The sequence below is a fragment of the Hydrocarboniphaga sp. genome (assembly GCF_965279055.1).
In the GTDB taxonomy this organism is placed as follows: domain Bacteria; phylum Pseudomonadota; class Gammaproteobacteria; order Nevskiales; family Nevskiaceae; genus Hydrocarboniphaga.
The window spans coordinates 1,777,550-1,797,382 of sequence record NZ_OZ257125.1; the positions used below are offsets into that span (position 1 = coordinate 1,777,550).

The 19,833-nt window shown below is 65.8% G+C and carries 9 protein-coding genes; 6 read left to right on the top strand and 3 right to left on the bottom strand.

Annotated elements, in window-relative coordinates; genetic code table 11:
* The first annotated feature begins 22 nt into the window (after window positions 1-22).
* Both ACQZF9_RS08060 and ACQZF9_RS08065 read left to right on the top strand, forming a co-directional pair.
* Window positions 23-4,810, top strand: coding sequence for a Calx-beta domain-containing protein (locus ACQZF9_RS08060; protein WP_428312723.1), 4,788 nt, complete (start codon window positions 23-25; stop codon window positions 4,808-4,810).
* Window positions 4,811-5,033: 223 nt separating this feature from the next.
* Entirely contained in the window at window positions 5,034-6,479 is a 1,446-nt protein-coding gene (locus ACQZF9_RS08065; protein WP_428312724.1) for a substrate-binding domain-containing protein, read from the top strand.
* Between the two features lie 283 nt (window positions 6,480-6,762).
* Here the strand turns inward: ACQZF9_RS08065 and ACQZF9_RS08070 are convergent, their stop codons facing one another.
* Window positions 6,763-8,277: a substrate-binding domain-containing protein gene (locus ACQZF9_RS08070; RefSeq protein WP_428312725.1), complete on the bottom strand. Its 1,515-nt coding sequence runs from the start codon at window positions 8,275-8,277 to the stop codon at window positions 6,763-6,765.
* A gap of 109 nt (window positions 8,278-8,386) precedes the next feature.
* On the opposite strand from ACQZF9_RS08070, the gene ACQZF9_RS08075 reads away from it, so the two are divergent.
* Both ACQZF9_RS08075 and ACQZF9_RS08080 read left to right on the top strand, forming a co-directional pair.
* Window positions 8,387-8,554: a hypothetical protein gene (locus ACQZF9_RS08075; protein ID WP_428312726.1), complete on the top strand. Its 168-nt coding sequence runs from the start codon at window positions 8,387-8,389 to the stop codon at window positions 8,552-8,554.
* A 445-nt stretch (window positions 8,555-8,999) separates the two neighbouring features.
* Window positions 9,000-13,778 carry a Calx-beta domain-containing protein gene (locus ACQZF9_RS08080; RefSeq protein ID WP_428312727.1) on the top strand — a complete coding sequence of 1,593 codons (4,779 nt, stop codon included), beginning with the start codon at window positions 9,000-9,002 and terminating at the stop codon, window positions 13,776-13,778.
* Between the two features lie 485 nt (window positions 13,779-14,263).
* Here ACQZF9_RS08080 and ACQZF9_RS08085 read toward each other — a convergent pair whose 3' ends face one another.
* Complete coding sequence (locus ACQZF9_RS08085) at window positions 14,264-15,724, bottom strand: substrate-binding domain-containing protein (RefSeq protein ID WP_428312728.1); 1,461 nt, start codon at window positions 15,722-15,724, stop codon at window positions 14,264-14,266.
* A 149-nt stretch (window positions 15,725-15,873) separates the two neighbouring features.
* Window positions 15,874-17,925 carry a tetratricopeptide repeat protein gene (locus ACQZF9_RS08090; protein ID WP_428312729.1) on the bottom strand — a complete coding sequence of 684 codons (2,052 nt, stop codon included), beginning with the start codon at window positions 17,923-17,925 and terminating at the stop codon, window positions 15,874-15,876.
* Between ACQZF9_RS08090 and ACQZF9_RS08095 the strand changes: the two genes are divergently transcribed.
* Entirely contained in the window at window positions 17,915-18,070 is a 156-nt protein-coding gene (locus ACQZF9_RS08095; protein WP_428312730.1) for a hypothetical protein, read from the top strand. The two genes, ACQZF9_RS08090 and ACQZF9_RS08095, sit on opposite strands and share 11 nt — an antisense overlap.
* A 159-nt stretch (window positions 18,071-18,229) precedes the next feature.
* On the top strand, window positions 18,230-19,825 hold the full coding sequence (locus ACQZF9_RS08100) for a ShlB/FhaC/HecB family hemolysin secretion/activation protein (RefSeq protein ID WP_428312731.1): 1,596 nt from the start codon (window positions 18,230-18,232) through the stop codon (window positions 19,823-19,825).
* Window positions 19,826-19,833 lie beyond the last annotated feature (8 nt).

Below are 19,833 nucleotides of genomic sequence, written 5' to 3' on the forward strand. Positions count from 1 at the left end.
TGAACTTAACTAAAAAGACATCATGCAGAAGTCCGTGTTTCCGATGTTGATCAGCGCGGTGGCGAAACGCCTGCTGCTGTGCGTGCCGGCGTTGCTGGTCATGCCAGTGGCATCGGCCACGGCCGACGCAAACGGCGCTCACAGCAAGGCGCAGCTCGCCGCGGCTTACGGCCAGCTGCCGCTCGGCTTTGAAGCCAATCGCGGCCAGTTCGACGCCTCGGTGCGCTATCTCGCCCGGGGACAGGGCTACAGCCTGTTCCTGACCGCCGACGAGGCGGTGCTGAGCCTGCAAAAGGCCGGCAAGGACGGCGGCGACCTGTCGCAACGCAGCGTCATCCGCGCGCGGCTGCTCGGCGCCGCTGCCGCGCCGCCGCTGCAGGCCGAGCAGCGGCTGCCCGGCCACAGCAACTATTTCACCGGCAACCAGCCCGATCGCTGGGTCAGCAAGGTCGAGCGCTACGGCCGCGTGCGCTACCAGGGCGTCTACCCCGGCGTGGACCTGGTGTACTACGGCAACCAGGGTGAGCTCGAGTACGATTTCGTCGTTGCGCCGAACGCGGACGCCAAGCGCATCCGCCTGCATTACAGCGGCGTCGAACGGGCGCGGCTGACGCCGTCGGGCGAGCTGAAGCTACAGGCCGGCGACGGCGAAGTCGTGCTGAAAAAACCGATCGTCTATCAGGACATCGACGGCCGCCGCGTGCCGGTGCAGGGCCGCTACGCCTATACGCGGCGCGGTAAAGGCGTCGATGTCGCATTCAAGCTCGGTGCCTATGACCGCGCGCAGGCGCTGGTGATCGACCCAGTGCTGGTCTACAGCACTTATCTGGGCGGCACCGCCAATGAGTTCGGCAGCAGCACGCCGTTCGGCATTGCGGTGAACCGCAGCGGCGAGGCTTACGTTATCGGAAGTACTCTGTCTACCGATTTCCCTATGGCCAGCCCGTCGTCAGTGGAGGCGCCTGGCCAACAGGCTTTCGTCGCCAAATTTTCGTCGGACGGCAGCAGGCTGATATACAGCACCTATATCGGAGGCAGCGGTCTTGAGCAGGGTACCGCGATTGCCCTCAACGGCGCCGGCGAGGCCTACATCACCGGCACGACCACATCGGAAGATTTTCCAACGAAAAACCCGCTGTACGCCCAGCGTTCTGGTGGGCAGGGCGAAGAATTCCAGAACGCCAAAGATGCATTCGTGGCGCGGCTCAGCGCCGATGGCAGCAGCCTGCTTTACAGCACTTACCTGGGCGGCAGCGACGACACGGATAACGTCAGTCATGGCAACGAGACCGGCTTCGCCATTGCGGTCGATTCGGTCGGCCAGATTTATGTCGGAGGTCAGACGACATCGGTAAGAACTGTCGTCGACGAAGATACCGGCGAAGCTCTGTCGACACTGTTTCCGACGCAGTCGGCCGTGCAGACGACTCCGGCATCCGATAGCGCGGAAGGGTTCATCACCAAATTCGCCGCCGACGGCCAGTCGTTTGTGTACAGCACGTTTCTCGGCGGTGCGCAGGCCGAGCTGATTTATTCGATTGTGGTCGATGCGGCGCAACAGGTCACCGTTGCAGGGCAGACCACATCGACGGACTTTCCTGTGCAATCGGCGTTTCAGCCTGCCAACGGTGGCGGCACCGATGCTTTCGTCACTTCGCTGGCGGCGGACGGGCGGAGCTTCCGCTACAGCACTTACCTCGGGGGCGCGGGCACCGATGCTTCGTTCTCCGCAGCGCTCGGTGCGGATGGCAAGCTGTACTTGACGGGCAGCACTTCGTCAGCCGACTTTCCCAAACAATCTGCGTTGGATTCCACGATCGGCGGCACTGACGCTTTTGTCAGTGTTCTTGCGGCGGACGGCAGTAGTCTGCAGTACAGCAGCTACTTGGGTGGTACCAGCACCGACATCGGCCGCGGCATCGCGCTGGATGGCGGCGGTCATATCTACGTGACCGGTTACACCAGCTCGACCGGATTTCCGCTGGCAGGTGAATTCCAGTCGACGCTTGCAGGCAACACGGATGCGTTCGTGACTGAGCTCGCCGCCGATGGCAGCAGCGTGCTTTTCAGCAGTTTTCTCGGAGGCAGCGCCGCCGAGCAGAGCTATGCGATCACCGTAGATGCGGCGGATCAGATCTATATCGCCGGCATCACCCAATCCACGAATCTGAAGACCGAGGCGCCGCTGCAGGCCAGCAATGGCGGAGGAATCGACGCCTTCGTCGCCCGCATCGGCACGCTTACCGTGGTGCAGCCTGGCCAGCTGAGCTTGGACGCCGCTGCCTACAGCGTCGCCGAGAACGCGGGCACGGTCAGCCTGACGGTGAAGCGCACCGGCGGCAGCTCCGGTGCGGCCGCGGTCGACTACGCCACCGCCAATGGCAGCGCCACCGCCGACAGCGACTACACCGCGCAGAACGGCACACTGACCTGGGCCGACGGCGACAGTAGTGACAGGACCATCACGCTGGATATCGGCGACGACAGCCAGCTGGAGCCGGACGAAACCTTCAGTCTGAGCCTGAGCGGCGCCAGCGTCGCGGCACTGGGCAGCCCGGCCAGCGCGACGGTCACGATCGAGAACGACGACGCATCGCTGCCCGGTACGCTGCAGTTCGATGCGGCAACCTATTTCGTCGACGAGGCCGGCGGCAGCCTCAAGGTCAATGTCAGCCGTACCGGCGGCCAGGACGGCGCGGCCTCGGTGAGCTATGCCACCAGCACTGGCACGGCGACTGCCGGCAGCGACTACGGCAGCGCCAGCGGCAGGCTGGACTGGGCCGACGGCGACGCCTCGACCAAGAGCTTCTTGGTGACCATCACCGACGACGCGGTCGCCGAAAGCAACGAGACCTTCAGCCTGGCGCTGAGCGCCGCCACCGGCGCCAGCCTCGGCACACCCGCGTCGGCGACCGCGACGATCGCCGACGACGAAAGCGTGCAGCCGGGCGTTTTCAAGTTCGATGCCGCGAGCTATTCGGTGGGCGAGGCGGCCGGTACGCTCACCGTCGCCGTGCTGCGCGACATCGGCAGCGATGGCGCGGTATCGGTCAACTTCGCCACCAGCCCCGGCTCGGCGACCGCGGGCAGCGATTACACCGCCAAAAGCGGCAAGCTCAACTGGGCGGACGGCGACAGCACGCCCAAGTACATCGTCATCGCGATCGGCAACGACAGCCTGTTCGAGGATCCGGAAACTTTCAGAATCTTCCTGGGCACGCCTACCGGCGGCGCAGTGATGGGCAGCCCCAACTCGGTGTTCGCGACCATCAACGACAACGATGTCGCCGCCAACGGCAGCTTGCAGCTGGACGCTGCCAGCTATCAGACCCGCGAGGACGGCGGATCGCTGCGGATCACCGTGAATCGGGTCGACGGCGGCGACGGCGCGGTGTCGGTGCGCTACGCCACCACGCCGGGCACGGCAAGCAGCAACGTCGATTTCACCGCGGCCAGCGGCACGCTGAGCTGGGCATCCGGCGACAGCGCGCCCAAGACCGTCGACATCGCGATCCTGCAGGACAGCAGCTACGATCCCAGGGAGACGTTCGGGTTTACATTGAGTTCGCCCACCGGCGGCGCCAAGCTCGGCAGCCCCTCGGCCGCGACGATCACGCTGCTCGACGACGAGGTTCGCCAGGGCACGCTGAAACTCAGCGACTCGGCATTTACCGTCGACGAAGCGGCCGGTGTGCTCAGCATCAACGTGTTGCGCAGCGACGGCAGCGACGGTGCCGTCTCGGTCGACTATTCGAGCGCCGACGGCGCCGCCGTCAGCCCCGGCGACTACACCGCGGTCGGCGGTACGCTGACCTGGGCCGACGGCGACAGCACGCCGAAGATCATCGATGTGCCAATCGTCGACGACAGCGACTACGAAACGACACCCGAAACCTTGACCGTGACGCTCGCCAAGGTATCCGGCGGCGCGACCCTGGGCGCGCCCGACACCGCGACGGTGACGATCCGGGACAACGAGGTCCGGCCCGGCAGCCTACAGTTCGACGCCGCCGCGTACCGCGCCGCCGAGAACAGCGGTGCGCTGCAAATCACGGTCAACCGCGTCGGTGGTACCGACAACGCCATCAGCGTGCATTACGCAACCGAGCAGGGCACCGCGATCAGCGGCAGTGACTACCGATCGAGCAGCGGCACGTTGCAGTGGGCCGCCGGTGATGCCACGTCTCGGCTGCTGACGGTCCAGCTGATCGACGATGGCGCGTTCGAGGGCGATGAGACCTTTGGCATCGTGCTGACCGATGCAACCGGTGGCGCCTCCCTCGGTGGGCCCGCGACCGCGACCGTCACCATCGTCGACGACGAGGTCGCCTTCTCCGGCGGCATCCACTTCGGCGCCTCGGCCTACCAGGTCGATGAGGCGGCCGGCAGCATCGCCATCGCCGTGGTACGCGGCGGCAGCACCGAGGGCTCGGTCACGGTGGCCTACGGCACCGTCAACGGCCAGGCGGTATCCGGCGCGGATTACATCGCCAAGCAGGGCACGCTGGTCTGGGCCGCCGGCGACATGGAGCCCAAGACGATCGCGGTGCAGGTACTAAAGGACTCGAGCATCGAGGGGGCGGAAAACTTCAGTGTGGTGCTGAGCAATCCCAGCGGCGGCGTCACGCTCGACGATCCCAGCAGCGCCTCGGTCACGATCACCGACGCCAGTTCCGGCGACGGAAAATCGGGTTCGTCGGGCAAGGGCGGCGGCGCTTTCGATCCTCGGCTGCTGGCGCTGCTGATGATTGCGGGCCTGGGTCGCAGACGTTGCCATATCCGGACTTCATTGGCAGCTACTCGGGACTGAAACGGTAGCCCGACGAGATGTAAGTACCATTCTCCGGCGATTCCCCCAAGCTATCGCCTGGGCGCAAGGTCGATGCGGTTGCGTTTGTTCTCTAGACTGCAGGCTCAGTGTCATTCGGCTGGCGAGGAGCCCGGCCCGTCGAATCCACGGGCCGGCGCTACTGGGGAATGCCATGCACTCATGCCGCTTGAATTTGCTCAGCGTATCCGCAACGACTGCCATCTTGCTTTCGCCGGTTGCAATGGCGGACATCGGTGGAGGCGGCTCGACGTTGCCGGCAAAGGCTTATCAAGGCTCTAGTGCTGTCGTGCCCGTGTCGGGTCCCCGTCTATCGACTCCGCTGCCGGGCTCGCTGTTCTATGAAGCGCTGCCGGCGGTTACGCAAAGCTACTGTCAGACCGGTTCCGGCGCCGGCCGCAGCATAATGGTGGGTAGCAGCGGCAACACCGACGCCAGCCGATCTTGTCCCGCGAGTTTCAGTGATGACTTTTTCAATGGGATCAGCGGCTTCTCGGCACCGAGCAGCGATGCGGATTTTGCTGCCTCGGACGCACCCGCCAGCCTCGTGGATTTCGACGCGTTCATCCGCAACAAGGGCGTGCATGAGCAACTGGTCCAGTTCCCGGCGCTGGCGGGTTCGATTACGGTGATCGCTCGCTCTCAGACTAAGGGGTGGCCAACCCATTTAACCGAAGCGGAACTCTGCAATATCTTTTCCGGCAAGATCACCAACTGGAACCAACTCGTTGATATAAACGGACGGCCGTTCCACGATATGCCGATCACGATCGTCTATCGCTCCGACAATAGCGGCACCTCCTTCAGTTTCAGCAATCACCTGAACAAGGTTTGCCAGGACGCCTCGTTGGCGCAGAAGTTATCCCCGGTCGCGTCGCCTCTCCCGTTTCCGAGTGGCAGCAATTTTACTGTTCAGAGCCTGTTCGCCAATGCCTTTCCGGGTGGCGTTGTCCCCGCTCATGCGCTGGCAGCCAGCGGAAACGCCGGCATGCTCGCTACCGTCTCGGCCACCGACGGCACGATCGGTTATGCGGAGACGGCCTACCTTCGTGATCCCGTGCCCGTCACTTTGATCCGTATCAGCCCATTCGATCCGGCCTCCGAACTCGATCCCACAGATGGGGTCGTTAGGTCGCGTCGCGGGTGGTATATCAAGTCGTACACCGCCTCTCACCAGTTCCAGATTCCGAGCACATTCACTGACGTGGACGGTAGCGTGCTGAGTGGCACCTACACCGGTCGCGCGCTGTCGGCCAACGATAGCCGCTATGGGCGGCCTGTCGGCGTGCCGACGGCACTGACCGCCACCCAGGCTCCGCACCCGAATTGCGTCTTCCTCGTGCATCCCGGCGCCTACGCCACTTCGGCCTACAACACCGCCGGTTCGCCGAGCAGTGGCTACAAGAGCTACCCGATCATTGCCATCAGCTACCTGTTGGGTAACTTCGCTCTGAACGGCAACGCCAACGACATGGCCAGCTTGATCGGCTCGCCTTACAACGTCGCGCTGCGCGTGGGTAATGGCGGTCCCGTGACCTCGATCTGGGATAACACGGGCTACTACTACCTGACGGCACCAGTGGTCGCGGCTACGCTGACCGGCTCCGCGCTGACGTTGAATCAGGCGCGCGTCGACGCCTGCGTCAACTAGCAGGAACGATTCGATACGGGAGCGGCTCTTGTGCGGGTCGCTGCCATGAAGCCTTGTGAAACCCGGCAAAGTCCCAGGTCGCGCCGTTGAAATCGCCTGCACTCACCGGCCGCACTGACGCTGATCTGCGCTCAGCAACTACCTGTCTCCGCGCGGCTGCAGGACAAAAAAAGCCCCTTCCGAGTTTCCTCGGAAGGGGCAGAGCAACCACCAAAAGCGGTACAGAGTTTGGAAAAGGAGCCGCCTTTCGGCGGCTCTTTCCGTTTCTTAGTTTCTTAGTTTCTTAGTTGATGCAGGCGTCGACGCGGGCCTGGTTGATCGTCACCGACGAGTTAGTCAGCGTGGTCGCAACGACCGGCGAGGTCAGGTAGTAGTAGCCGGTGTTGCTGCCGATCGTGGTCACGGGGCCGCCGTTGGCGACGCGCAGCGCGACGTTGTACGGCGAGCCGAGCAGCGTGGCCATGTCGTTGGCATCGCCGTTGAGCGCGAAGTTACCCAGCAGGTAGCTGACGGCAACGATCGGGTAGCTCTTGTAGCCGCTGCTCGGGGTGCCGGCCGTGTTGTACGCCGAGGTGGCATAAGCGCCCGGGTGGACCAGGGCGACGCAGTTCGGATGCGGGGCCTGGGTAGTGTTCAGCGCCGTCGGCACGCCAGTGGGGCGGCCGTAGGTGGCATTGTTGCCCTGCAGAGCGCGGCCGGTGTAGGTGCCGCTCAGCACGCTGCCGTCCACGTCGGTGAACGTGGTCGGAATCGTGAACGAGTTGGTCGGGTTGGCCGCGCTGCGGTACAGCGACTGCGTGCGCGCCTTAGGTGCGGAATCGCGGGGATTGAGTTCGGCAACGGTGTCGACCGCGGCGACGCGGACCGGGATGACGTTGTTCGGCTTCGCCAGGGAGAGCACGTTGGCCATTTCCGCATAGCCGATCGCGCCATTGGTGGCTTCGACGGCCGAGGTGACGCCCGGGTTGCCGCTGGCGGCGATGACATGAGCCGGAACGACGCCGCCCGGGAAGGCCGAGGCGAACACGCTCTGCACGCTGAAGTTGGCACTGGCCGGGGTGAACGGCAGCGCGGTGGCCAGCGGCGACAGGGTCTGCGCCAGCGAAGCGTCCTGGCAGACTTTGTTCAAGTGGTTGCTGAAACCGAACGTCGTGCCGCTGCTGTCGGAGCGGTAGACGATGGTGATCAGCGTGCTCGAGTACGGCGAGCCGCTCTTGTTGGCGAGCTGGTTCCAGTTGGTGATCTTGCCAGCGAAGATGTTGCACAGCTCGGCTTCGGTGAAGTAGGGCGTATCGACGCTGGTGCCCGGCGGGTTGGCGATGACCGCAACCGTGCCGGCCACGGCCGGGAACTGCACCAGCTGCTCGTGCGCAGCCTTGTTGGTGACGAAGGCATCGAAATCGCCCGGGCTGGCCGGCGCATCGGAGGCGGCGAAGTCGGCGTCGGTGCTCGGCGCGGAGAAGCCGCTGGTGCCGTTGACGAAGGCATCGGTGAACGTGGCCGGGCAGGGGCGGCTGGCATTGGTGTTGCCGTTGCTGCCGATCAGCACGCTGCGGCCGCCGCCGGAGCCGGTCTGGCAATAGGACTGCGTGACCAGCGGCAGCGCTTCGTAGAACAGCGAACCCGGAACCGGGGACGACAGACGGGGGCCGGTCGCGGTGCTGGACGCGCTCGCGCCCTGATAGCCCTTGGCCGGCAGGGTGGCGCCGCCGCCGCCGATATCGGCCATTGCGATGGGGCTGAAGGATGCAGCGGCCACAACGGCCAGCGCGCAGCGTTTGAAATTGATCTTGGTCATTACAACTCCCTGAGTGATGCAGCGTTATCGAAGAACAAGCCGTCGGTGTTGCCGTCGTCCCGAGCGGTCACCGAGCGCCGGCAAACTAGCAGCGCAGCATTGCGCTCCAATGAAGTTTTCGAGACGGCTCCGGCTTTCTTCGCCGCCTGCCGCGGCCGATCTCGACGACGACCCGCGCGCACTCGACGTGCGTCGGCGCGCCACCACCGCCGATGCGAGCGTTTCACCGAGCAAGGCGGTTGATGGATCGGCGCGCCTACATCAAGCTGTCATCTGATCGCGCCATGATTGAGGTGGACCGTTCGGAATTCGCGGCGGCCTGTGCTGCGCAACTGCGGACCGTGCGGATACGGCGCCTGGTTTGGGTCATGCTCATCGGCGACCGCGTCCGTCATCGTGTCGGCGCGCCTTCTGCTTGCAGTTTGGTGATTCCAGCTGCGCCAACCAGCATTCGGTCTTTCGGGTATAGCCGTGAGAGGGGAACTCTTGAAATTGTTATGCGGGCTCCGTGCTCAGGGCCGGCGCTTGCCGCTATGCCTTTGACGACACGACGTCGCCGGCAATCGGCGGGGCCGAGCTCGGCGCTTGGCCTTGGCCAGCGAGCCGCGGTCGATCAAGAAATAAAACGACGCCTGCGTACCCAACAGCAGTGTCGGTGAATCAATGAAACCCGCAGCGGCGCGCACTGCCGTCACTGCAACGAGCCCCACGTGAAAAACGCCATGTCGAAGTCCGTGTTCCCGATGCTGATGAGCGCTGTCGTCAAGCGTCTGCTGCTGTGTGCGCCGGCGCTGCTGATCGCGCCGACGGCCCTGGCGACGGCCGGTGCAGCGGTCGATCACAAGGCGCAGCTCGCCGCAAACTACGGCCAGCTGCCGCTGGGTTTCGAAGCCAATCGCGGCCAGTTCGATGCGCCGGTGCGCTACCTGGCGCAGGGGCAGGGCTACCGCCTGTTCCTGACCGACGATGAAACCGTGCTGAGCCTGCGCGCACGCCATGCCTCGTCCGCCGACACGACCGCCGTGGTTCGTTCGCGTTTGCTCGGGGCGCAGTCGCAGTCGCGGGTGCTGGCCGAACAGCTGCAGCCGGGTCGCAGCCACTACTTCCACGGCAAGGATGCCGCGCGCTGGGTACACGGCGTCGAGCATTTCGGCCGCGTGCGCTACCAGCAGGTCTACCCGGGCGTGGACCTGGTCTACTACGGCACGCAGGGTCAACTCGAATACGATTTCGAACTCGCGCCGCAGGCCGATCCACGCCAGATCCGGATGCGTTATTCCGGTGTCAGCGGCGCCACGCTGTCGGCGCGGGGTGAGTTGCTGCTGCATACCGCAGGCGGCGATGTCACGTTGAAGAAGCCCGAGGTCTACCAGAATATCGGCGGCCAGCGCAGCGCGGTCGCCGGCCGCTATACCTATCGACGGCATGCCGACGCGGTCGATGTCGCGTTTGAGCTCGGCGACTACGATCGCAATCGCGCGCTGGTGATCGATCCGGTGCTGATCTACAGCAGTTATCTGGGCGGCAGCGGCAACGACTTCGCCAGCGGTGGCACCTACGGCATCGCCGTCAACGCCAAGGGCGAGCTCTACGTCATCGGCAGTACACAATCGGCCAACTTCCCGACGCAGTCGCCGCGCCAGCCGGCGCATGCGGCCGATGGTGGCACCTTCGATGTGTTCGTCAGCAAGTTCGCCGCCGATGGCCAGAGCCTGGTGTACAGCACGTATCTGGGCGGCAGCGGTAGCGATCAGGGCTTCGGCATCGCCTTGAATACCGCGGGAGAGGCCTACATCACCGGTTCCACCAACTCGGTCGATTTTCCTGTCAGTGCGGCGCTGTATCCGAACCGCTCCGGCAACACCGATCCCGAAGTCACGGCCAGCGACGCCTTCGTCAGCCGCATCAGCGCCGACGGCCAGACCCTGGTCTACAGCAGCTATCTCGGCGGCAGCGACGACGACAACGCGCAGTATGGATCGGACGTCGGCTATTCGATCGCGCTCGACTCCGGCGGCGCGTTTTATGTCGCCGGCCGTACCAGTTCGGTTCACACCAGCAACAGCGATCCGGATAACCCGACCACGGCGGTGCTGTTCCCGACCACGCCGGGCGCGGTGCAGACCACGCCCGGCTCGGGCAGCGCCGCGGACGCCTTCGTAACCAAGTTCGCGGCCGACGGCCAGAGTCTGGCGTACAGCACGTTGCTCGGCGGCAGCGGCAACGAACTGGCCTATGCGATTGCGGTGGGCGCCTCGCAGCAGGCCTATGTGACCGGCATTACGCAGTCGACCGACTTTCCGCTGCAGTCGGCGCTACAGGGCAGCAGTGGCGGCGGCACCGATGCCTTCGTCGCGTCGCTTGCCGCAAACGGCCAGGCACTGCGCTACAGCACGTATCTGGGCGGCAGCGGCACCGACACGGCATACGCGATCGCGGTCAGCGGCGCGGGCCGCGCCTACCTCACCGGCAGCACTGGCTCCGCGAACTTCCCGACCAAGTCGGCATTGGATGCCACGATCGGCGGCAGCAGCGATGCCTTCGTCAGCATCATTGCCGCCGACGGCACGCTGGACTACAGCAGCTTTCTCGGCGGCGCCAGTAGCGATGTCGGCCATGGCATTGCGATCGACGGCAGCGGCCTGATCGACGTGGTCGGCTATAGCAGCTCCGCTGATTTTCCGGTCAAGGATCCGGTACAGGCCGCCTCTGCCGGGGGCAGCGAGGCTTTCGTGTCGCAGTTCGCTGCCGATGTCAGCAGCTTGGTATTCGGCACCTTGCTGGGTGGCAGCAGCACCGAGCAGGGCCTCGGCATCGCGGTTGATACGCTCGGCAATATCTACATCGCCGGCGTCACCCAGTCGTTGACCAACTTCCATACACAGGCGCCGTTCCAGGCTGCCAGCGGCGGCGGACTCGACGCCTTCGTCGCCAAGATCGGCACGCCGGTCGTGATCGCGCCCGGCAGCCTGGCGTTGAGTGCGGCGGCTTACAACGTAGTGGAAAGCGCAGGCAGCGTCAGCATCACGGTCAGTCGCAGCGGTGGTAGCAGCGGCGCAGCCGCGGTCGACTACGCGACCGGCAACGGCAGCGCCACGGCCGGTAGCGATTACACCGCGGTCAGCGGCACGCTGAACTGGGCCGATGGTGACAGCGCCGACAAGACCATTGAGCTGACGATCATGAATGACGAGCAGCTCGAGCCGGACGAGAACTTCACGCTGAATCTGGGCAACGCCAGCGGCGCTGCGCTGGGAACGCCCGCGAGCGCAACGATCACGATCACCAACGACGACGCCGCACGTCCGGGCACGCTGCAGTTCGATGCCGCAACCTACTTCGTCGACGAGTCCGCCGGCAGCCTGGTGGTGAATGTCACGCGTGCCGGCGGCAGCGACGGTGCGGCCTCGGTGAATTATGCGACCAGCCCCGGCAGCGCCACCGCCGGCAGCGACTACCAGACCAGCAGCGGCACGCTGAGCTGGGCCGACGGCGACGCGGCCAGCAAGAGCTTCACGGTCACGATCGGCAATGACGCTGCGGTCGAAGGCAACGAAACCTTCAATCTGGTGCTGAGTGGCGCCAGCGGCGCGAGCCTGGGTGAAATCAAGGCGGCGACCGCGACCATCGTCGACGACGAGGCAGCGCAGCCGGGCGTGATCAAACTCGGCGCCTCCAGCTACACGGTGGCCGAAAATGCCGGCACTCTCAGTGTCACCGTGCTGCGCGACATCGGCAGCGACGGCGCCGTGAGCGTGCAGTACACGACCAATAACGGCACGGCGACTGCGGGCGGCGACTACACCCTGGCGAGCGGCACGCTGAGCTGGGCCGACGGCGACGTGTCGGCCAGGACCATCAGCGTTCCGATCATCGACGACAGCCTGTTCGAAGGCGCGGAAACTTTCGGCGTCTCGCTGGGATCGGCCACCGGCGGCGCGCTGCTCGGAAGCCCGGCCAGCGCCACGGTGACCATCACCGACAACGACGTCGCCGCCAGCGGCAGCCTGCAGCTCGACGTGTCCAGCTACGAAGTGCGCGAGGACGGCGGTGCGCTGCGCGTCACCGTGACGCGCGCCAACGGCAGCGACGGCGCGGTGACGGTGCGCTACGCCACCAGCGCCGGCACGGCGACCAGCAACGTCGACTTTACCGCGGCCGGCGGCACGCTCAGTTGGGCGGCCGGCGACAGCGCGCCGAAGACCGTCGACATCGCGATCCTGCAGGACAGCCTGTATGAAGGCCGCGAGGCGTTCGGCTTCGCATTGAGTTCGCCGAGCGGTGGTGCGCGCCTGGGCACGCCGTCCAGCGCGACGATCACGCTGGTCGACGACGAGGTGATGCGCGGCAGCCTGCAGCTCAGCGACTCGGCATTCTCGGTCGCCGAAGACGGCGGCAGCGTCAGCATCAGCGTGCTGCGCAGCGGCGGCAGCGATGGCGCGGTATCGGTCGACTACGCCAGCAGCGACGCAAGCGCGCTCAGCCCGGGCGACTACACCGCGGTCAGTGGCACGCTGAACTGGGCCGACGGCGACGCCGAGCCCAAGCGCATCGTCGTCCCGATCGTCGACGACAGCGACTACGAAAGCACGCCGGAAACCTTCACGGTGCAGCTCGGCAGCGTCTCCGGCGGTGCAACGCAGGGCACGCCCGCCGCCGCGACGGTGACGATCCTCGACAACGAGGTGCGCCCCGGTGCGCTGCAGTTCGAGGCCGCCGCGTACCGCGCTGCCGAGAACACCGGCGTGGTCAAGCTCACGGTGATTCGCGTCGGCGGCACCGACAACGCGGTGACGGCGCGCTATTCCACCAACCAGGGCACCGCAGTCAGCGGCAGCGACTACAACGCCAACAGCGGTACGCTGAGCTGGGCGGCCGGCGATGCGACGCCGCGTGTGCTGACGATCCAGATCATCGACGACGCGGCCTTTGAAGGCGACGAAACCTTCAGCGTCGCGCTGAGCGAGCCCACCGGTGGCGCCACGCTCGGCGGCCCGGCAAGCACCACGATCACCATTGCCGACGACGAGGTCGCGTTCTCCGGCGGCCTGCGCTTCGGCGCATCGGCCTACGAAGTCGACGAGGCGGCTGGCAGCATCGCCATCGCCGTGGTGCGCGGCGGCAGCAGCGAAGGCACCGTGTCGGTGGCCTACAGCACCGTCAACGGCCAGGCGGTTTCCGGTGCGGACTACATCGCCAGTAGCGGCCGCCTGACCTGGGCCGACGGTGACATGGAGCCCAAGACCATCGCCGTGCAGATCCTGCGTGATTCCAGCGTTGAAGGGGCCGAGAACTTCAGCGTGGTACTGAGCAGTCCCACCGGCGGCGTCACGCTCGACAACCCCAGCAGCGCCTCGATCGTGATCACCGATGCCAACGCCGACGATGAGGGCTCGGGATCATCGGGCAAGGGCGGCGGCGGTGCGGTGGATCCGCGTTGGCTGGCGGTGCTGCTCGCAGCCGCGATGATGCGAGCCGCAATGCACAGGCGCGGCAGCTGATACGTCGCGGCGTTTAAAAAAAGGCGGGCCTCGGCCCGCCTTTTTGTTGCCCGTGTATGGAACAAAATGGCGGGTCGCGACCCGCGCTACAACAGCGCCATTCTTTTGCAGGGCGGATCATGACCCGCCGTCTTCGCCGCGAATGCGCTTGCGCCGACACCCGCGCCACGACACCGGTCGAATAGAGCGACGATCGTTTGAGTCGCCGCCAGCGGATAGCGCGCGCCGCGCAGAATCCTGGCGCAACGGCTTGCATAGGGCGGGTCGCGACCCGCCGTCTTTTGTGGTGGATCATCAAGAGCCGGGGTTGCGCCATCCGGCCTGTCCAATAGGGCGAAAATCGCTCGAATAGCCGTGCCGGGTCTCGTCGATCGACGGTGGTCAACCAGGCCCCAACAAAAAAACCCCCGCCGTGTCGCCACGGCGGGGGTCAATAACGACAGCCTGCGAAGCGGGCCGCCTGGCGGCGGCCCGTTCGTCGTGGCTTAGTTGGTGCAGGAGTTGATCAGGTCCTGATTCACGAAGTACGCACCGACGCCGCTGAGCGGCTTGACCTTGACGTCGGACAGGTACGAGTAGCCGGTGTTCTTGCCGACCGTCGTGATCGAGCCGCGCAGGGCGGTGTTGTACGGCGAACCCAGCAGCGCGCGCACGTCGTCGGTGCTGCCATTGAGCGCGTAGTTGCCCATCAGGTAGGTCACCGCGGCGATCGGGTAGCTGGCGTAGCCGCTGGTCGGAACACCCGAGGTCTTGTAAACCGAGGTTGCATAGGCGCCCGGCTGAACCAGAACCACGCAATTGGCATGCGGAGCCTGGGTCGAGGTCAGTGCGGTGCCCAGACCGACCGGACGGCCGAAGCTGACATTGTTGGACTGCAGTGCGCGGTCACCATAGGCGCTGTTGTAGGTCTGACCATCCTTGTCGACGAAGCTGGCCGGGATCGTGAACAGCTTGCTGTTCTTCACCGCGCTGGTGTAGAGCGCCGTGTTGCGCGGCGTAGCGGTGCCGTCCTGCGGGTTCAATTCGGCAGCGGTGTCCACCGCGGCAATCAGGGCTGCCGTGACGTTCGCCGAGCCCAGAGCCGCAGCGTTGGCGGCTTCGGCGTAGCCGATCGCGCCGTCGTTGGCGTCAACGGCCGAGGCCACGCCCGGATTGCCGCTGGCGCCGATCGCACCGGTCGGCACCACGGCGCCCGGGAAGGCGCTGGCGAAGACGCTCTGCACGCTGAAGTTGTTGGCGACCGCGAACGGCAGCGAGGCGGCGCCCGGGGCCAACGTCTGCGCCAGCGCGGCGTCCTGGCAGACCCAGTTCAAGTGGTTGCTGAAAGCGAACGAGGTGCCGCTGCTGTCGGAGCGGTAGACCAGCTTGATCGGCGCGCTCGGGAAGGCCAGGCCGTTCTGCTTGGAGAGCTGGCTCCAGTTGGTGATCTTGCCGGCGAACACGTTGCAGACTTCGGCTTCGGTCAGATACACGCCCTTGCTGCCGGCGCCCGGCGTGTTGGCGATCACCGAAATCAGGCCGGCGATCGACGGGAACTGCGTCATCTGCTCGTGCGAGGCCTTGTTGGTGATGAAGGAGTTGAAGTCGCCGGTGCCGGCGGGGGCATCGGAGCCGGCGAAGTCGGCGTCGGTGCTCGGCGCGGAGAAGCCGCTGGTGCCGTTGACGAACGCATCGGTGAACGTGGTCGGGCAGGGGCGGCTGGCATTGGTGTTGCCGCTGCTGCCGGTCAGCACGCTGCGGCCGCCACCGGAACCGGTCTGGCAGTACGACTGAGTGGTCAGCGGCAGGGCTTCGCCGAACAGCGAGCCCGGGGCCGGCGACGACAGACGCGGGCCGCTGGCGGTGCTCGAGGCGTTGTCGCCGTGATAGGCCTTCGCCGGCAGGGTTGCGCCGCCGCCGCCGATGTCGGCCATCGCAACCGGTGAAAGGAAAGCCGCGGCCATCATGGCCAGGGCGCTGCGTTTAAAAGTGATATTGAGCACTAGGGTAACTCCATACTGATAGAAGAATTCCGACGGAAACCGGGCAGCGGGCGCCAGCAAGGCGCAACGCATAAAGCGCCAAGCGCGGGGAAGCTAACAGCGTCTGGTTGCAGTCAAATGACGGTTGGCGATGAGCTAATATTTTTTTCAAATGCGTCCGCAGCCCAATCAACGAGTTCGGCGCTCAGCGCCCGCAGCGGCTCGCTCCAGTCGCCGGCCCGGCTCTGGCGGAACAGGCGCAGCACCTGCGGATACCAGGGTGAGTCGGGCCGCTGCTGTTGCCAGCGCCAGTCGATCTGCATCGGCAGCAGGACCCAGCATGGTTTGTTCAGCGCGCCGGCCAGATGCGCGACCGCGGTGTCCACGCAGATCACCAGATCGAGCTGCTGCACGATCGCCGCGGTGTCGGCGAAGTCGCGGATCTGCGAGCCCAGGTCGAGCAGCGGCTGCGACGGTGGCGGTGCCGCGGCTTCGTCTTCCCCCTGGCCTTTTTGCAGGCTGACGAAGGCGATGCCCGGAACCGTCCACAGCGGTGCCAGCGCGGTCAGGCCGGGCAACGAGCGGTTGATGTCGTTGCTGTGGCCGGCGCTGCCTTTCCACACCAGGCCGACGCGAATCCCTTGCTGCGGCAGACACTCGCGCCAGTGCTGCAGCCGCTGCGCCGGCGCCGCCAGATACGGCAGCCGCGCCGGCACATCGTCGATGCGCGTGCCGCAGTGCAGCGGCAGACTCATCACGTAGCTCCAGTAATCGTAGGCGTCGCGACGCTGCTTGAACTGCAGGAAGCTCAGCACCTCGTCGACGGCTTCCAGGCTGCTGAACAGCTCGATCAGCGCATCGTGCGTGACCAGTGCCACATGCGACGCGCCGCGCGCTTTCAGCAGTGCGGCATAGCGGCAGAACTGGATCTGGTCGCCGTAGCCCTGCTCGGGCCAGATCACGATCGAGCGTCCCTGCAGATCCTGCCCGGTCCAGCGCGGTGTGTCGGTATCCGGCGGACGCTGAAAGGGATCGCTGCGCTGCGCCGAATAGCGCTCCTCGTAAAGTTCAAAGCCTTCCTCGTAGCGGCCCTGCGTCAGCAGGAAAGCGCCGAAGACCATGCGGCTCAGCACCGCGTCGCGCGGCTTGGCGATCGCCAGACGGAACCAGTGCTCGGCCTGATCGGGCTCGCCGCTGCGCGCCAGCGAATGCGCCATCGCACCGACCGGCAAGGCACTGTCCGGGTGCAGCCGCATGGCCTTTTCGAACCAGACGAGCGCCGCTGCGTGGCGGCCCTGATCGTCTAGCAGCTCGCCCATCGAGATATGCGCGCTGAGACTGTCGCCATCGGCGGACAGCGCCGCCTGCAAGCAGGCTTCGGCTTCATCGTAACGGCCCCTGGCCTTCATCATCAGCGCCAGGTTCACCTGCGCCACCGAGCTGCGGATGTTGCCGGACTGGTGAAAATAGCGATCGGCTTCCTCGCGCCGATTCTGGCGCATCAGCACGCCGCCGAGATTGCGCATCGCCTCGCTGTTGTCGGGCTGGCGATCGAGGGCCTCGCGAAAGCAGGCCTCGGCTTCGTCGCTGCGCTGCAGGCTGCCGAGCACCACGCCCAGGTTGACGCGCGCATCGACGCGCCGCGGGTCTACCGCCAGCGCCTGGCGATAGGCCGATTCCGCTTCCGCATAGCGGCGCTGTTGGGCCAGCAGCACGCCGAGGTTGTAGCCGGCCTGTTCGTGGCGCGGCTCCAGCTCCAGTACCTTCGTATAGGCCTGCTCGGCGTCCTTCGGACGCCCGGCCTTGGCCAGCACCACGCCCAGATTGAAATACGCGATCGCCAGCCCCGGCTCGATCGTCAGCGCGCGGCGGCACAGTGCCTCGGCTTCTTCCAGTTGCGACAGCTCGGCCAGCAGCATCGCCAGATTGGAGTGGAACAGCGGATTGCGCGGCTCGGCGATCAGCGCCTGGCGCCAGGCCTGTTCGGCGCGCACGGCGTCGCCGAGCCGCAGCGCGGCGGCGGCGGCCAGGTTCCACAACGCACCGTTGCGCGGTGCCAGCTTGAGACCTCTGGCGGCGATGTCGCCGGCCGCGGCGTAGTTTTGCTCGCCGAAGCGGGCGAGCGCCTGGTCGAGCAGCTCGAAGGCCGGCGGCCTGCTGCTCTTTCTGCTTTTGATGCTGCTCACCGCGATGCCCGTCGTGCTCCCCGAAGCCGCCTATTGGGCCTGCCTTGTATTGCAGATCCGTGACGTGCGCCGTGCCGCTTACATCAAGCTGTCATCTGCGGCCGCCATGCTGTCATCCGATCGCAGGGGGAATCACCGCGATTGATGCGCTGCGCGCACAAGGCCGTGCCGTGGTCCGCGCGGCTGCATTCGGAAATGCGTAAAAAAAATCAGGGGTCGTGCCGGGAGCCGGCGAACGCAGTCCGCATGACACGGATCGTGATCGCGGCCGTGGCGGCCCGTCATTGTCTTTCGGGAAATGCCGTTGAGCGGGGAATTTTTCTCTTTAGCGGGTGCGGTGCTGCTGGCCGGCGCCTGCGGCCTTGCCTGTGCCGAGGAGCCGACGCCGGCTGCCGCGCCGTCGGCGGCCGCCAGCGCGGCGCCGGCGCAGCTCGACATCATGGAGTTCGTCGTCGACGGTAATTCGGTGCTCGACGACGCCTTGATCGTCGACACCTTGAACCCCTTCGTCGGCCCCGGCCGTTCGCCGCAGGACGTCGACCGCGCGCGCGAGGCGCTTGAGACGGTCTATCGCGAGCAGGGCTACAAGACCGTGTCGGTGTCGATCCCCAAGCAGACCGTCCGCGACGGCTCGGTGCAACTGCTGGTCAGCGAAAGCAAGGTCGGGCATCTGAACGTCGTCGGCAGCCGCTATCACTCGCTGGATGTGATCCGCGAGCAGGCGCCGGCGATGGCCGAAGGCACGGTGCCGGACTTCGACGAGGTGAAGCACGACATCGTCGCGCTGAACCAGCTGCCGGACCGGCGCGTGACGCCGGCACTGAAAGCAGGCAGCAAGCCGGGCACGGTCGACATCGATCTTGCCGTCAGCGACGACCTGCCGCTGCACGGCTCGCTTGAACTCAACAACCGTCGCAGCCAGGGCACCAGCGCGCTGCGCAGCGTCGCCTCGCTGTCCTACGACAATCTTTGGCAGCAGGGTCACAGCCTGTCGCTGTCGTATCAGACCGCGCCGCAGCACACCGACGACGCCAAGGTGTTCTTCGGGTCGTATCTGGCGCGCTTTCACGACAGCAATTTCAGCCTGCTGATCAACGCGCTGAAGTCGGACAGCGACGTCGCCACCGTCGGCGGCGTCAACGTGCTCGGCAAGGGCCGCACCATCGGCGTGCGCGGCCTGTGGACGCTGCCTGGCGACGAGGAGCTGTACCAGTCGTTCTCGGCCGGCGTCGACTACAAGCACTACCGCACCAGCGTGCTACTTGCCGAAAGCGGCTTCGAAACGCCGCTGGAGTATTTCCCCTTCAGCCTGGCCTACAACAACATCTGGCATCAGCCCGGTGTGCTGCTGGCCAGCGATCTGACGATGACGTTCGCGTCGATGGAACTCGGCAGCGGTTCCGCCGACCTGGAGAACAGCCGCACGTTCACGCGCGGCCAGCAGTTCTCGCTGCGCGGCGGTGTCTCGTATACCGCGAGCCTGCCGCTGGGCATGGAAACTTATCTGCGCACCGACGGCCAGTGGACCGATCAGCCGCTAGTCACCAACGAGCAGTTTTCGGCCGGCGGCGCCGACAGCGTGCGCGGTTATTTCGAAGCGGAATCACTCGGCGACTACGGTCTGTCGCAGACCGTGGAACTGCGCAGCCCTTCACTGGCCAATGGCTGGCTCGACCAGTTGCAGGTCTTCGTGTTCTTCGACGACGCGCTGCTGAAACTACGTCGCGCGACGCCGGGCACGCCGGTCACCAGCGCGCTGCTGAGCAGCGGCGCCGGCGTCAATTTCCGGCTGCTTTCCAGCCTCAGTGGCAGCGTCGACTGGGCGATCGCGCTCGACGGCGGGCCGTCTACGCAAAACGGCGACAGCCGCGTGCTGTTCCGTGTCCAGGGTTCCTTTTGAGCTTGCAT